General features: G+C 43.2%; 14 protein-coding genes. 8 read left to right on the top strand and 6 right to left on the bottom strand.

All coding sequences use genetic code 11. From position 1 onward, the window contains the following. Positions 1 to 16: 16 nt before the first annotated feature. A complete protein-coding gene (locus tag IEE86_RS14720) occupies positions 17 to 1,348 on the bottom strand; it encodes a HAMP domain-containing sensor histidine kinase (RefSeq protein WP_191097876.1) in 1,332 nt (443 codons plus the stop codon). Further along, positions 1,345 to 2,019, bottom strand: coding sequence for a response regulator transcription factor (locus IEE86_RS14715; protein WP_191097875.1), 675 nt, complete (start codon positions 2,017 to 2,019; stop codon positions 1,345 to 1,347). The genes IEE86_RS14720 and IEE86_RS14715 overlap by 4 nt, the downstream gene beginning before the upstream one ends. A gap of 325 nt (positions 2,020 to 2,344) precedes the next feature. Here IEE86_RS14715 and IEE86_RS14710 point away from each other — a divergent pair, with 325 nt between their 5' ends. Further along, positions 2,345 to 3,715 carry a S1C family serine protease gene (locus IEE86_RS14710; RefSeq protein WP_191097874.1) on the top strand — a complete coding sequence of 457 codons (1,371 nt, stop codon included), beginning with the start codon at positions 2,345 to 2,347 and terminating at the stop codon, positions 3,713 to 3,715. 41 nt (positions 3,716 to 3,756) lie between these two features. On the opposite strand, the gene IEE86_RS14705 is transcribed toward IEE86_RS14710, so the two are convergent. Next, a complete protein-coding gene (locus IEE86_RS14705) occupies positions 3,757 to 4,599 on the bottom strand; it encodes an oxidoreductase (RefSeq protein ID WP_191097902.1) in 843 nt (280 codons plus the stop codon). Between the two features lie 113 nt (positions 4,600 to 4,712). Here IEE86_RS14705 and IEE86_RS14700 point away from each other — a divergent pair, with 113 nt between their 5' ends. The 3 genes from IEE86_RS14700 to IEE86_RS14690 all read left to right on the top strand — a co-directional run bounded on the left by IEE86_RS14700 (position 4,713) and on the right by IEE86_RS14690 (position 6,460). Then, a complete protein-coding gene (locus IEE86_RS14700; RefSeq protein WP_191097901.1) occupies positions 4,713 to 5,159 on the top strand; it encodes a YusW family protein in 447 nt (148 codons plus the stop codon). Between the two features lie 146 nt (positions 5,160 to 5,305). Next, the gene (locus IEE86_RS14695; protein WP_003213584.1) at positions 5,306 to 6,136 is read left to right on the top strand and encodes an ABC transporter ATP-binding protein; all 831 of its coding nucleotides are present in this window, start codon (positions 5,306 to 5,308) and stop codon (positions 6,134 to 6,136) included. Between the two features lie 72 nt (positions 6,137 to 6,208). After that, positions 6,209 to 6,460 carry a YusU family protein gene (locus IEE86_RS14690; RefSeq protein ID WP_191097873.1) on the top strand — a complete coding sequence of 84 codons (252 nt, stop codon included), beginning with the start codon at positions 6,209 to 6,211 and terminating at the stop codon, positions 6,458 to 6,460. A gap of 33 nt (positions 6,461 to 6,493) precedes the next feature. Here the strand turns inward: IEE86_RS14690 and IEE86_RS14685 are convergent, their stop codons facing one another. Genes IEE86_RS14685 through IEE86_RS14675 form a run of 3 tightly spaced genes read right to left on the bottom strand, consistent with a single transcriptional unit; the run spans position 6,494 to position 7,269 of the window. Beyond that, complete coding sequence (locus tag IEE86_RS14685; RefSeq protein ID WP_191097872.1) at positions 6,494 to 6,841, bottom strand: spore coat protein; 348 nt, start codon at positions 6,839 to 6,841, stop codon at positions 6,494 to 6,496. Positions 6,842 to 6,853: 12 nt separating this feature from the next. After that, a complete protein-coding gene (locus tag IEE86_RS14680; protein ID WP_318010297.1) occupies positions 6,854 to 7,105 on the bottom strand; it encodes a hypothetical protein in 252 nt (83 codons plus the stop codon). Between the two features lie 26 nt (positions 7,106 to 7,131). After that, positions 7,132 to 7,269: a YuzL family protein gene (locus IEE86_RS14675; RefSeq protein WP_003212904.1), complete on the bottom strand. Its 138-nt coding sequence runs from the start codon at positions 7,267 to 7,269 to the stop codon at positions 7,132 to 7,134. Positions 7,270 to 7,468: 199 nt separating this feature from the next. Here IEE86_RS14675 and IEE86_RS14670 point away from each other — a divergent pair, with 199 nt between their 5' ends. The 4 genes from IEE86_RS14670 (at position 7,469) to IEE86_RS14655 (ending at position 13,308) form a co-directional block, all read left to right on the top strand. Then, on the top strand, positions 7,469 to 9,856 hold the full coding sequence (locus IEE86_RS14670) for a 3-hydroxyacyl-CoA dehydrogenase/enoyl-CoA hydratase family protein (RefSeq protein ID WP_191097870.1): 2,388 nt from the start codon (positions 7,469 to 7,471) through the stop codon (positions 9,854 to 9,856). Between the two features lie 12 nt (positions 9,857 to 9,868). Next, positions 9,869 to 11,044 (top strand): acetyl-CoA C-acetyltransferase, encoded by a 1,176-nt coding sequence (locus tag IEE86_RS14665; protein ID WP_191097869.1) that lies wholly within the window; start codon positions 9,869 to 9,871, stop codon positions 11,042 to 11,044. Positions 11,045 to 11,058: 14 nt separating this feature from the next. Continuing rightward, positions 11,059 to 12,840 carry an acyl-CoA dehydrogenase family protein gene (locus IEE86_RS14660; RefSeq protein ID WP_191097868.1) on the top strand — a complete coding sequence of 594 codons (1,782 nt, stop codon included), beginning with the start codon at positions 11,059 to 11,061 and terminating at the stop codon, positions 12,838 to 12,840. A 108-nt stretch (positions 12,841 to 12,948) separates the two neighbouring features. Next, positions 12,949 to 13,308 (top strand): arsenate reductase family protein, encoded by a 360-nt coding sequence (locus IEE86_RS14655; protein ID WP_224741011.1) that lies wholly within the window; start codon positions 12,949 to 12,951, stop codon positions 13,306 to 13,308. The last annotated feature ends 31 nt before the right edge of the window (positions 13,309 to 13,339 follow it).

The following is a 13,339-nucleotide window of genomic DNA, read 5'->3' as shown; positions in this document are numbered from 1 at the left end:
GACTGCGGTCAAAAACCTACAGTCTCTTCTTTGGAACCGTGATCGTATAACGTACACCTAGATCATCATTTTCAATAGATATGGACGCTTGATGCATGGAAAGAATTCTTTTGACAATGCTTAATCCAATACCGAATTCGCCCTTTTTTCCCTTACTAAAAGGTTCGTATAGGTTGGATAGCATATGGTCTTCAATTGGAGGACCGTCGTTACGAATGACAATGCGGATTTGATCCTCTTCTTGCTTCATATGAATATCAATTTTACTTTTCGCGTAGCGAAGTTGGTTTTCTAGTACATTTTCAAATAATTTGCTCCATTGTTCTGGATCGCCTTCAAGTGTAGCCTCATCATCTAAGTCCACGTTCCACTGCAATTCATTTTTCGACCAGCGTATTCGGTCGACCACTTCCAGCATCGTATTACTCACGAGGAAGGAAGAATGTGCGGGGTGTTGTTTTGACAAATAATCAAGCTTAGTTAAGTACAGCAAATCCTTGATTTTCTTCTCAAGCTTTTCCGCTTCACCTTCGATGACTTCTACCGTTTGTTCAAGATCTCCCTTAGGAAAAATACCATCTTTAATGGACTGCGTATAGCCGCGGATGACCATGACAGGTGTTTTTAAGTCGTGTGATATATTTTGCAAAAGGGTTCGTTCCGTTTCATCCTTTTGAATGAGTTTTTGTCGCATTTCTTCAATGGTGTGACCGAGCTTGCCGATCTCATCTTGCCGGTCAACGATGACAGGATCGTCCCAGTCCTCTTGTGCAATCCGCTTCACGTGCTTTTCAAACGCAACGATTGGACGTGATAAGTAGCGAGCAAGCCAAATCGATGGAATCCAGCTTAATAAAATGACAGTGCCCAAGATGAATATCAGCTGTTTAAACAGCGTAAAGGACAGGTCGTCTCGATAAGAGTCTGGTGCATAGGACAGAAGAATATATTGTGTATTGCCTGTCGATACCTTTTTGATAACAAAAAAGATGTGCTGGCCATTCACCTCTTCAGAATAGCGTTTTGTTGCGCTTTTTTGCTTTTTTACAAAGGATTGAACCTTCTCAATAAACGCATGCGGGAAAAACTGTGCCATTTGATTTAATTCATCTGATGGGATCAGAATGTGCTGAACCGAGCGATTTTCTGGTGTCGACTTTGGCGAGCTGTCTCGGTTCAACGGGTATTCTGTAAGCACCTGTTGCTCATTTTCGATATTTTTATAAATTTCATTTGTGAAGAAGTTGCGTAATGTGTTTGAAAATAAAATGATCAGGACAATTGAAATCGTAAGCAAAATGCCAGAGATGACGACCCAAATTTGAAAAGCGAGTGGTTTGTTTTTCATCCCTTTAGCATCCTATAGCCAAATCCATAGATGGTCTCGACCTTTAAGTCGGGCATTTTTTTGCGCAGCCGTCTGACAAGGTCATCGACGACACGATCTGTCCCGAAGTAATCGTGTCCCCATATTTTGACGAGGATATCTTCACGAGAAAAAGCATGTCCCTGGTGATGTGTAAATAAGAGCAGTAAGTCAAATTCCTTAGAAGTTAGGTTAATGAGCTGATCTCCTTCATACACCTCTCTTACATCCTCATGAATGACATAGGAGGAAACGGGTGTGACGCTTTGCTGCGGGGTATCGCTGTTTTTATACACAAGCTCCAGCAGCTTTTGCACACGAATGATCAGCTCCCGCGGAAGAAATGGTTTCGCAATATAATCACTGCTTCCGAGCTCTAAGCCGAGGACACGATCAATATCTGCATCACGTGCTGAAATGAAAATGACCGGTACGTCAGGTGATGCGGCTTTGATTTCTTTAATCAGTGTGTAGCCGTCCGTATCAGGCAGCATGATATCTAAGATCCATAGATGAGGCGGCTTGTTCATTGCCTCACGTGCTGCTTGTCCGGTTAAAAAAGAGGAGACATTCCAATTCTCACTCTCTAAATATTTGGTTAAAAGTTCATTTAAGTTTTGTTCATCTTCAACTAAGTAAATGGTGTACGACAAAGTCTTCCACATCCTCTCAACGTCATTATAACGGGATACAAAGGCGGCATGTCAACAATCACACGCTTTTTTCACAATTTCACATATTCTTCTCATCATTATCCCATAATGTTTGATTATGATAAGCTCAAGGGAAAAAAGGGCATAGACAAAAGGCTGATGAATAGGTGCTTTTCACCAATGTGTGCACCTTGCTTTTTTTCTATCAATAAGTATTATATAATTTGACATATTGCCATAAAGCTTTTTTCAATGATGTTGCCATTAAGAGGACATGAGTCCTATCTACACATATGTATGAAGATGATGCAAAGGAGTGCAAGCGATGGATTTCCGAAGAGAAGATGAAGAGAAAAAGATCAATCAACAAGAAGATGTGCATCAAGAGAATGAGAATCAAATAGATGAACCAGAAAAAGAGAAGGAACTCGTTTTTCATCATCATGAAAACGAAGCATCTGCCACTCAGGAGAGTGTGACAAATCGATCTCCTCAAATAGTGGATGATCGTGCTTCTAAAAAGGAGAAAAAACGGAAGGCTGCTTGGCTGAGTCCGATTCTTGGAGGGATTATTGGCGGAGGTCTTGTGCTTGGCATTACGCCGCTTTTGCCGCAGTCACAGGATACAGCCGCAAATACTCAAACCCAAACAGCGTCAAGTGAACCAGCAACCTCTGATAATTTCTCAACAAAACAAATCACCAATGCCACAAATGTAGCTGATATGGTAGAAGATTTAGAGCCGACCATTGTGGGAGTCTCAAACTATCAATCTACACAAAATTCGTTTGGTCTTAGCGGTGATTCAACTGAAGCTGAAGCTGGGACGGGTTCAGGTGTCATCTTCAAAAAGGACGGCAAGAAGGCATACATTATTACAAATAACCACGTAGTCGAAGGGGCCAATAAATTAAAGGTCACGCTTTATGATGGGAAAACAAAGGACGCAAAGCTAGTCGGCAACGATGTCATGACAGATTTAGCCGTTGTTGAAATCAATGCAGATGGTATTGATAAAGTGGCAAGCTTTGGTGATTCTTCTAAGCTTCGTGCTGGAGATAAAGTCATTGCCATCGGGAACCCGCTCGGTGCACAGTTCTCAGGTACTGTGACAGAAGGGATTATTAGCGGTGTTGACCGTACCGTTGAAGCGAATACGTCATCTGGTACTGTTGAAATGAATGTGCTGCAAACAGATGCAGCGATCAACCCAGGGAACAGTGGAGGTCCACTGATCAATACGAATGGTCAAGTCATTGGTATCAACAGCTTGAAAATTAGTGAAAGCGGTGTGGAATCACTTGGCTTCGCGATCCCAAGTAACGATGTGAAACCGATTGTAGATGAGTTGTTGAAAAATGGAAAAGTCGAACGTCCTTACCTTGGCGTACAAATGATTGACCTTGAGCAAGTGCCTGAAACGTATCAAGAAAATACGCTCGGTTTGTTTGATAAACAAATTGGTAAAGGCATTTATGTAAAGGATGTGTCAAAAGGGTCACCTGCACAAAAAGCAGGCTTGAAGTCTGGAGATGTGATCATCAAGTTTAAAGGAAAAGACGTAGCAAACAGCTCACAGCTGAAAGAAATTCTATACAAAGAAACAAAGATTGGCGATAAGACCACAATGACCGTCATCCGTGAAGGAAAGAACAAAAATCTAGATATTACCCTTGGACAGTCTGATAACGAATAAATGAAAACAGGTGGATGAAAGGTCCACCTGTTTTTTTGTGCTTATTTTTTGGATGAAATTGTCCGTAAAATGATGCTTTCCCATACATTCCAAGGCAGGAGCTGCTTTGCTATGAATGAAAGCCGAACACCTTTCCCCACAAGATATCTTAGCTTCTTTAGCCGCTTCTTCTCTGCAAGCGAAACCACAAGCTCTGCAACTTCGCCTGGATCTCCATAGTTGTTTTTTTGCGCCTTTATATAGGACATCATCTTTTGATAAATAGCTGTGTATTTAGAACCTTCTGCGGGTGGTGTCATTTGCTCGTTCATGGAGGTGTTCCAAATGTTCGTTTGGAAAGAACCCGGCTCAATTAAAGCGGCCTGAATGCCAAACGTAGCCAGCTCAATTCGCAAACTCTCTGTATAGCCCTCTAGCGCAAACTTTGACGATACATATGGAGAGAGTGCGGGCATTCCCATGAGTCCGCTGATACTGCTCATATTGAATATTTTTGCACCGCTCGTCATAAACGGAAGGACTGCTTGTGTCATTTCCATCACACCAAAGACATTGACTTCGAATTGCTCGCGGTACTTATCAACAGGCACTTCTTCAGCAAAACCAGCATAGGCCGTTCCCGCATTGTTCACAAGCAGGTGAATTGGAGCATAGGCATTAAGCCTTTTCTGAAATGCTTGAATGGACTGTGTATCTGTCACATCTAATGCTTCAATATGTATCGATTCGGATAAAGCGGCGTTCTTTACTTCTTCGGCAAGCTTTTTCGCATTGGCCTCTTGTCTTACGCCAGCAATCACAGTGTACCCTTGCTGAGCGAGACGCAGTGTGATGAGCTTTCCGAAACCGCTGTTGGCACCAGTCACAATGGCTGTTTTATTCATCATCTGGTTCTCCTTTTTGTTTTAATCTACCATAGTCTGCTGTTTTATTGAATAACGAAAAGAAGCTTGGAGAAGAATAAAAAACGATGCTATGAAATAGGAGGAAACACATGATGTGCTGGAAGAAGGCGGGACTGCTAGGAGTGCTGTTCTTTATGCTGTCTGGCTGTCGTTCAATCGAACCAATACAACATCCACATGAAGCAGAAGCTGAAAGTCTGTCAGCTGTTCAAATGAAGGAATTGCCATTTCAGCATTTGCAATTGCACGTTCAATATGGACAAAAAAATGAATTATATGAAGCCACCTATCGTCAAGCTGGTGGAAGAGAAGAAGCACTGATTCGAGATCATATGAATGGTGTCCGCTATGAAGGGGAAGAAGCTTTACGTGAAATGAAAATGAAGCTAAATGATATGTCTATACCAAGTGCAAAGCTGAATGAAACATATGTCAATGAATTATTATCTGCTTTTAATTTAGATGATGATTATCAGCGGATACGAGTCGATATCAAGCTCGAAGATGGGACCAAACGTACATTCCAAATGAAGAAGTAAACGAGACTTTCTCATTTTTTAATTGAAAATGATTTTCAAGATCACTTAAATCTGATACACTAAATTGAGATAAGTGATCTTTTACGTCTATACATAGGCGTTATTCAATATAAAAATTTGGATGAGAAAAGGAGCGTTTGAGCGGAATGAGTGCCATTTCTACTGAAGGTTTAAGCTTAGGCTACGGAGAAACAATGATCATAGACGAACTAAATGTATCAATCCCTAAGGGTGAAATCACAGTATTTATTGGCAGCAATGGATGCGGTAAATCCACGCTACTTCGCTCTTTGGCCCGTCTCATGAAGCCAATGGGTGGTTCTGTCCTGCTTGAAGGTCATTCCATTGCCAAATTACCAACAAAGGAAGTAGCGAAACAGCTCGCTATTCTTCCGCAAGGACCAGAAGCGCCAGAAGGATTAACCGTGCATCAGCTAGTGAAGCAAGGGAGATATCCTTATCAAAATTGGCTGAAGCAGTGGTCAAAGCAAGACGAAGAAGCAGTGAATCGTGCACTAAAGTCAACGAAGATGGAAGACCTCGCTGATCGAACGGTAGATTCATTATCAGGTGGACAAAGGCAGCGTGCATGGATTGCGATGACGTTAGCACAAGAGACAGATATTATCTTGTTGGATGAGCCGACGACGTATTTGGACATGACGCACCAAATTGAAATCCTTGATCTTCTGTTTGACTTAAATGAAAAAGAGCAGCGCACGATTGTCATGGTCCTTCATGACCTCAATCTCGCATGCAGATATGCGCATCACCTTGTAGCGATTAAAGACAAAACGATTTATGCAGAAGGAAGACCGGAAACAGTCATCAATTGTGATCTTGTGAAGAATGTCTTTGATATGAACTGCCAAGTGACAACAGATCCTTTATTCGGAACACCATTATGTATTCCGCACGGCAGAGGACGCTGTATTGTGCAGCAAGCGCAAGCTGAGACATTTCTTGCTGCAAGATAATCGTATGTGAAAAGCCTGACATCTGTTACACGCAGAGTCAGGCTTTTTTCTGAAAAAAGGAGCGGAAGATCAATGGGAAATGAACTAGATAAAAAGCTGGAAGGCTTGCTTGAGAAATATACTGAGCTGATGCTTGGCGAATCAACAGACGCACTGAAACAAGATGTGAAACAGTGGATAATCTATTCTCATATTGCAAAAAGTATGCCGCCTCTAGCAAAGCACTTTAATGAAACGTATCCAGAGGCTAAGGAAGAAATCAAAGAAACCATTCAGCGGATCAAACAAATGAACGAAGCTCATCGATCCAATCAAGACCGTTAAAAAAACTGCCAGTATAGTGCTGGCAGTTTTTCTTTATGACATCTGTGATGATCCATATGGTGATTGATCTGTCAGTGTTTGCTGGAATTTCTGGTGTGCCTGCTGGAGCTTTTGCTGGTCAGCCGCTTCAACAGAATACCAGCCATATTTGAACATGACATCATATAAATGTCTTTGTGTTTTCTGTGTTTCAAGCGCAATTCGCTGAATATCTTGGTAAAGTGATTCATGACTGAATTCATTGAGCGCTGTGTTGTATCCACTTGTCATATATTTTTCAGTCGACAAGAGATCTGTGACAAAATCACGATCATTCATGTTTGTTGTCGCGGGAACCGGGGTTTGTGGATTCCCGATTTTTTGTTGGTTTTGCTGTTCCATGTCTGTTACCTCCTATTGCATAAAGCCAGTAGACTGGCCTTGCCCTGAGCTGCCTAAATGCTGAAGAATTTGTGTGTAATGCTGATGATGCATTTGGCCAACTTGATCTAATTCTTGCTTCAATGCTTGGTCCTGGCAATGCTCAGCCATAAAGTGAGCCTTTTTCATGGCGATCAAATTCCAGTTCAGCATATCCTCTAAGTACAAGGAATCCTTTACTGAAATGACTTGCGGGGGCATATTCATTTGCTGATTGTTCAAGATGTGTTCCTCCTTACGATTTTGTTTCCTTACTGATTCTTTTTATATTGCTGATTTTGACTGGTTTTTTTCCCGCCTAGGTCAGCTTCCTGTGATGGACCTGCGTTCCCTTTTACACTTGCAGCACTGACGCCTGCTTTCGATGGGTTTTTCTTCAAACGAGACATATGGACATCACCTCCATTCTTACAATTCCCTCTCATCTTTAATTCATACGCTGCTAAGGAAGGCACATAAGAATGTGTAAATTTTTGAAATCTGCTATTGAACTGTTTCGGAAAATCTTTTAAGATAAAGGAAGAGGTATTGCTTTTTTTTGGACAAAAAATGAATGACTATTCATTCAAAATGTTTAGGGGGATATTTATGGGCAAACATATTCGCAAGGCGGCTGTCATTGGTTCAGGTGTCATGGGCTCAGGCATTGCTGCGCATTTAGCCAATATTGGGATACCAGTGACATTGCTAGATATTGTGCCAAATGAACTGACAAAGGAAGAAACGGCGAAAAAGAGAACGCTTGATCACCCTAGTGTTCGGAATAGATTAAGTCAAGAAGCGATGAAAAAATTGTTAAAGCAAAAGCCAGCACCTCTTACTTCAGCAAAAAACCTATCATACATCACACCTGGAAATCTCACAGATCACCTTTCCTTATTACACGATGCTGACTGGATTATAGAAGTCGTCACTGAAAAGCTCAGCATCAAACAACACGTATTCTCTCTTATCGACGAACACCGCAAAGAAGGCAGCATCGTATCAAGCAATACATCCGGTATTTCTGTTGAAAAAATGGCAGAAGGCCGATCAGCTGATTTTAAACGCCACTTTTTAGGTACACATTTCTTTAACCCGGCTCGTTATTTAAAGCTCTTAGAAGTGATTCCTATTCAAGAAACAGATCCAGAAGTACTCACATTTATGAAAAGGTTTGGCGAGGATGTACTCGGTAAGGGTGTTGTTGAAGCAAAAGATACACCGAACTTTATTGCGAACCGTATCGGTACTTATGGACTCCTTGTCACAGTACGTGAAATGCTTGAGAACAAATACACGATCGGAGAAGTGGATTCTGTCACAGGGCCACTCATTGGCAGACCGAAAAGTGCGACCTTCCGTACACTTGATGTAGTAGGGCTCGACACGTTTTCTCATGTAGCCCGAAACGTATATGAACAGGTAGAAGGGAAGGAGAAAGATATTTTCCAGCTACCTGAGTTTATTGAAAGAATGCTTGAAAAAGGGTGGATTGGCAGTAAGGCAGGACAAGGGTTTTATCAAAAGAATGGAAAGACCATTTTAGAGCTTGATCCTGTGACGCTCACATATGGAGAACGAACGAAGCTGAAGGACCCGGGCATTGAGATGGCAAAGCAACAAAAGGGGACAAAAGCAAAATTGAAAGCGCTTATTTACCAAGATGGCCGTGCAGGGCAATTGCTCTGGAATATGACAGCGCCTGTGCTTCTTTATTCAGCTCAGTTAAAAGGCGACATTGCGGATGATATTCAGTCCATTGATAACGCAATGAAATGGGGATTTGGCTGGCAGCACGGCCCGTTCGAACTATGGGATGCAATTGGTGTCAAAAAAGCCGCCGAGCGCATGGAAGCAGAAGGTCACAGCATCCCAGCGTGGGTGCAAGATATGCTGTCAGATGGACATGACACATTCTATCAAGAGAATGCCGATGGAGAGCGCGCCTTTTATCAGAATGGGGTTTATGAACAGGAAAAAGGAAACGAAAAGAATATATCTTTAGCGAAATTGAAGAAGAAACAAGGTGTTATTTTTAAAAATTCTGGTGCGAGCCTCATTGATATTGGTGATGATGTCGCCTTGCTTGAATTCCACTCTAAAAGCAATGCCATTGGACTTGATGTCATTGATATGGTCAATCGCGCAGTAGATGAAACGGAAAAAAATTATAAAGGGCTTGTGATCGGAAACCAAGGGAAGAACTTCTGTGTTGGCGCCAATCTTGCTCTGATTTTAATGGAAGCGCAGGACGATAATTTCTTTGAAATTGACTTTGTGATCCGCCGTTTCCAGCAGGCGATGATGAAGGTGAAATATAGCGAGCGTCCAGTCGTTGCTGCACCGTTTGGCATGACATTAGGAGGCGGAACAGAACTTTGTCTCCCTGCAGCGGCTATACAGGCTTCCAGTGAATCGTACATGGGACTTGTGGAAGCAGGAGTTGGACTGATTCCGGGCGGCGGCGGAAACAAAGAATTATATCTTCGCCACCTGCAAGGAGCATCTAAGCCGTCGCAGACCGCTATACAAGATGCCACGCTGAAAACCTTCGAAACGATTGCGATGGCAAAAGTATCAACTTCAGCTGAGGAAGCGCGGGATATGAACATTCTCCGCGTGAGTGACCGAATCAGTATGAACGGGGATCATCTCATTTATGATGCGAAACAACTGGTGCTCTCGCTTGATGAAGCGGGCTATCGTGCGCCGCTCAAGCAAAAGGTACCCGTCATGGGAGAAACAGGCTATGCCGCGATGATACTGGCTGCTGAAAATATGAGGCTGTCTGGATACATTTCAGAGCATGACATGACCATTGCGAAAAAGTTAGCACATGTTATTTCCGGGGGGAAACTGCCATTTGGTACAGAGGTGGATGAACAATACTTATTAGAGCTTGAAAGGGAAGCCTTTTTAAGTCTTGTAGGAGAAGTGAAATCACAGGCACGCATGCAGCACATGCTCGTCAAAGGAAAACCTTTACGTAACTAAGGGGGAGTCAAAATGAGAGAAGCAGTGATTGTCGCTGGCGCAAGAACACCAGTAGGGAAAGCGAAAAAAGGATCATTAAAACATGTCAGACCTGATGATATGGGCGCATTGTGTGTAAAAGAAACGCTAAAGCGTGCCGGTGATTATGACGGACAGATAGATGATTTGATTATCGGATGTGCGACACCAGAAGCAGAGCAGGGGTTAAATGTGGCCCGGAATATTGGGGCGTTAGCAGGACTTCCGTATACCGTACCTGCCATCACCATTAACCGGTACTGCTCGTCTGGTCTTCAATCTATCGCTTATGCGGGTGAGCGAATTATGCTCGGTCAGGCAGACACGATTTTAGCCGGAGGCGTTGAATCGATGTCGCAGGTGCCGATGATGGGGCATTCCATTCGTCCGAATGCTCTATTAGCAGAGCAAGCGCCTGAATACTACATGAGCATGGGGCACACAGCAGAGCAAGTGGCGCAAAAGTATCAGGTCACACGTCAGGATCAAGATGCCTTTGCGGTGAGAAGTCATCAAAAGGCAGCAAAGGCATTGCAGGAGGGGAAATTTTCAGATGAAATTGTGCCCGTGGATGTAACGGAAAAACGGGTAGGAGAGCAATATCAAGTAGAAGAACATCAATTTACATTCTCGCAGGATGAAGGTGTGAGAGCTGGCACAACAGAGGAGATTCTTTCAACCTTACGACCTGCTTTCCAAACAAAAGGCACAGTGACCGCAGGGAACTCCTCGCAAACAAGTGACGGCGCTGCATGCGTGATGATGATGGATCGCGCGAAAGCATCCTCTCTCTCACTTCAGCCGCTCGCAAAGTTTCGAGCATTTGCTGTTGGCGGTGTACCACCTGAAGTCATGGGAATTGGACCGGTTGAAGCCATTCCGCGTGCGCTGAAAATTGCTGGCTTAGAGCTGAAGGATATTGGGCTGTTTGAATTAAACGAAGCCTTTGCATCTCAGGCCATTCAAGTCATTCGTCATTTAGGGATTGATGAAGAGAAGGTGAATGTCAATGGCGGGGCAATTGCGCTTGGACATCCGCTTGGCTGTACAGGAACGAAACTCACGCTGTCACTCATTCATGAAATGAAACGGCGAAACGAGCAATTTGGCATTGTGACAATGTGTATCGGCGGCGGCATGGGAGCAGCAGGCATTTTTGAATTGATCTAAAGGGGGAAATCAGGATGAAAGCAATGGAAGATGTAAAAAAGGGTGGCAGTTTCTTAATTGATGAGACGAATTATGAGCATATCTTTACACCAGAGGATTTCTCTGATGAGCATCAGATGATTGGGAAGACAACAGAGGATTACATTTTACAAGACGTAGTTCCGCATATAGATCAAATTGAAAATCATGAATTCGAGCATTCGGTCAGACTGCTCAAAAAGGCTGGAGAGCTTGGCCTGCTTGGAGCTGACGTGCCAGAGGAATTTGGCGGACTTGGACTAGATAAAATCAGTTCAGCCATCATTACTGAAAAATTTGCTAGAGCAGGGAGCTTCTCACTTTCCTATGGCGCCCATGTCGGCATCGGTTCTCTGCCGATTGTGCTGTTCGGAAATCAAGCGCAAAAGGAAACGTACCTGCCTGGGCTTGCCTCTGGAGAAACCATTGCGGCGTACGCCCTAACAGAGCCAGGATCAGGCTCAGACGCTCTTGGGGCAAAAACAACTGCGGTCCTGAATGAAGCTGGCACGCATTATGTCCTCAATGGAGAAAAGCAGTGGATCACGAACTCCGCATTTGCAGATGTCTTTGTTGTCTATGCGAAGATTGATGGTGAACACTTCTCTGCTTTTATCGTAGAAAAGGATTTTCCAGGCGTCAAAACAGGACCTGAGGAGAAAAAAATGGGCATTAAAGGATCATCGACGAGAACGTTAATTCTAGAAGATGCCGAAGTGCCAAAAGAGAATTTACTTGGTGAAGCAGGCAGAGGTCATGTTATTGCCTTTAACATTTTGAATATTGGACGCTATAAGTTGGCCGTTGGTACAATCGGTGCGTCAAAACGGGTCATCCAATTATCAGCAGAATACGCGAACCAGCGTAAACAGTTCAATACACCAATTTCTCAATTTAGCTTAATTGGAGAAAAAGCAGCCAACATGTCGGCAAAGCTCTATGCCATGGAAAGTGCTGTATACCGCACAGTGGGGCTATTTGAACAGCGCATGGGTCTACTAAGTGAAGAAGAGCAAAAGGACGGCAAACAAATTGCCCAGTCCATTGCAGAATATGCAATTGAATGCTCTCTCTGTAAAGTGCTTGGCTCTGAAACCTTAGATTATATCGTAGATGAGGGCGTGCAAATTCACGGCGGCTACGGATTCATGCAAGAATACGAGGTCGAAAGAGCCTATCGTGACTCACGGATTAACCGTATTTTTGAAGGGACAAATGAAATCAACCGTTTGCTTGTACCAGGCACATTTTTGAAGAAAGCGATGAAAGGAGAGCTTCCGCTTCTTCAGAAAGCACAGACCTTGCAGGAAGAGCTCATGATGATGATGCCAGAGGAACCAGGTGATCAGCCGCTCGATCAAGAAAAATACTTGCTCGCCCATGCGAAAAAAATCGCCTTAATGGTAGCAGGTATGGCAGCAATGAAATATGGAAAAGCATTAGACAAAGAGCAAGAAATTCTTGTAAACATAGCGGATATTGTCAACGACATTTTCGCTGCTGAATCAGCGATCCTGCGTACCGAAAAAGCCATCGCAGCATCAGGCGCAGAAAAGAACGCGCAAAAGCTTGCCTACACGCAAATTTTCACGCAGGAAGCCTTCTTAAAGATTGAAGCCCATGCGAAAGAATCCTTGATTGCGATGGAAGAAGGAGATGCACTTCGCATGAGCCTGTCAGCCCTTCGCAAACTGACAAGATTCACGCCGATCAATGTCATCGCCAAAAAGCGCGAGGTGGCAAAACGAATCTTTGAAGCAGAGAAATATATCGTGTAAAAACGGTTCGAAAGGTGCGGAGTGGGCTCCGCACCTTTTTGTAAGCATACATTTAGGTTTTTAAAATATTTTGTGATAAAATGTTGTCACAATTTGCAGGAGGTGAAAATGGTGGCTTTAGATGTTTACGAATACCCATCTTGCGGTACATGCCGAAAAGCAAAAAAGTGGCTGGAAGAACACAATAAAGACATCAACAGCATACATATCGTCGAAGAGACGCCTGATAAAGAAACCCTAAAAGCCCTTTACGAAAAAAGCGGTTTAGAGCTGAAAAAATTCTTTAATACAAGCGGACAGAAATACCGGGAGCTGCAGCTAAAAGATAAACTTCCTGCAATGTCAGAGGACGAGCAGCTAGAATTACTCGCGTCTAACGGAATGCTAATCAAGCGTCCGATTACAACAGACGGCAAACGAGTGACAGTTGGATTTAATGAAGATACATTTAAAAGCGTCTGGAAATGATGTAACTTTCATTCAGATTGTGGTATCTTCA

Origin of the sequence: Bacillus crepusculi (assembly GCF_014764715.1) — a bacterium.
GTDB lineage: Bacteria > Bacillota > Bacilli > Bacillales > Bacillaceae > Bacillus.
Note: the sequence above shows the minus strand (reverse complement) of the source record. Positions and strands in the feature narration are given on the sequence as shown.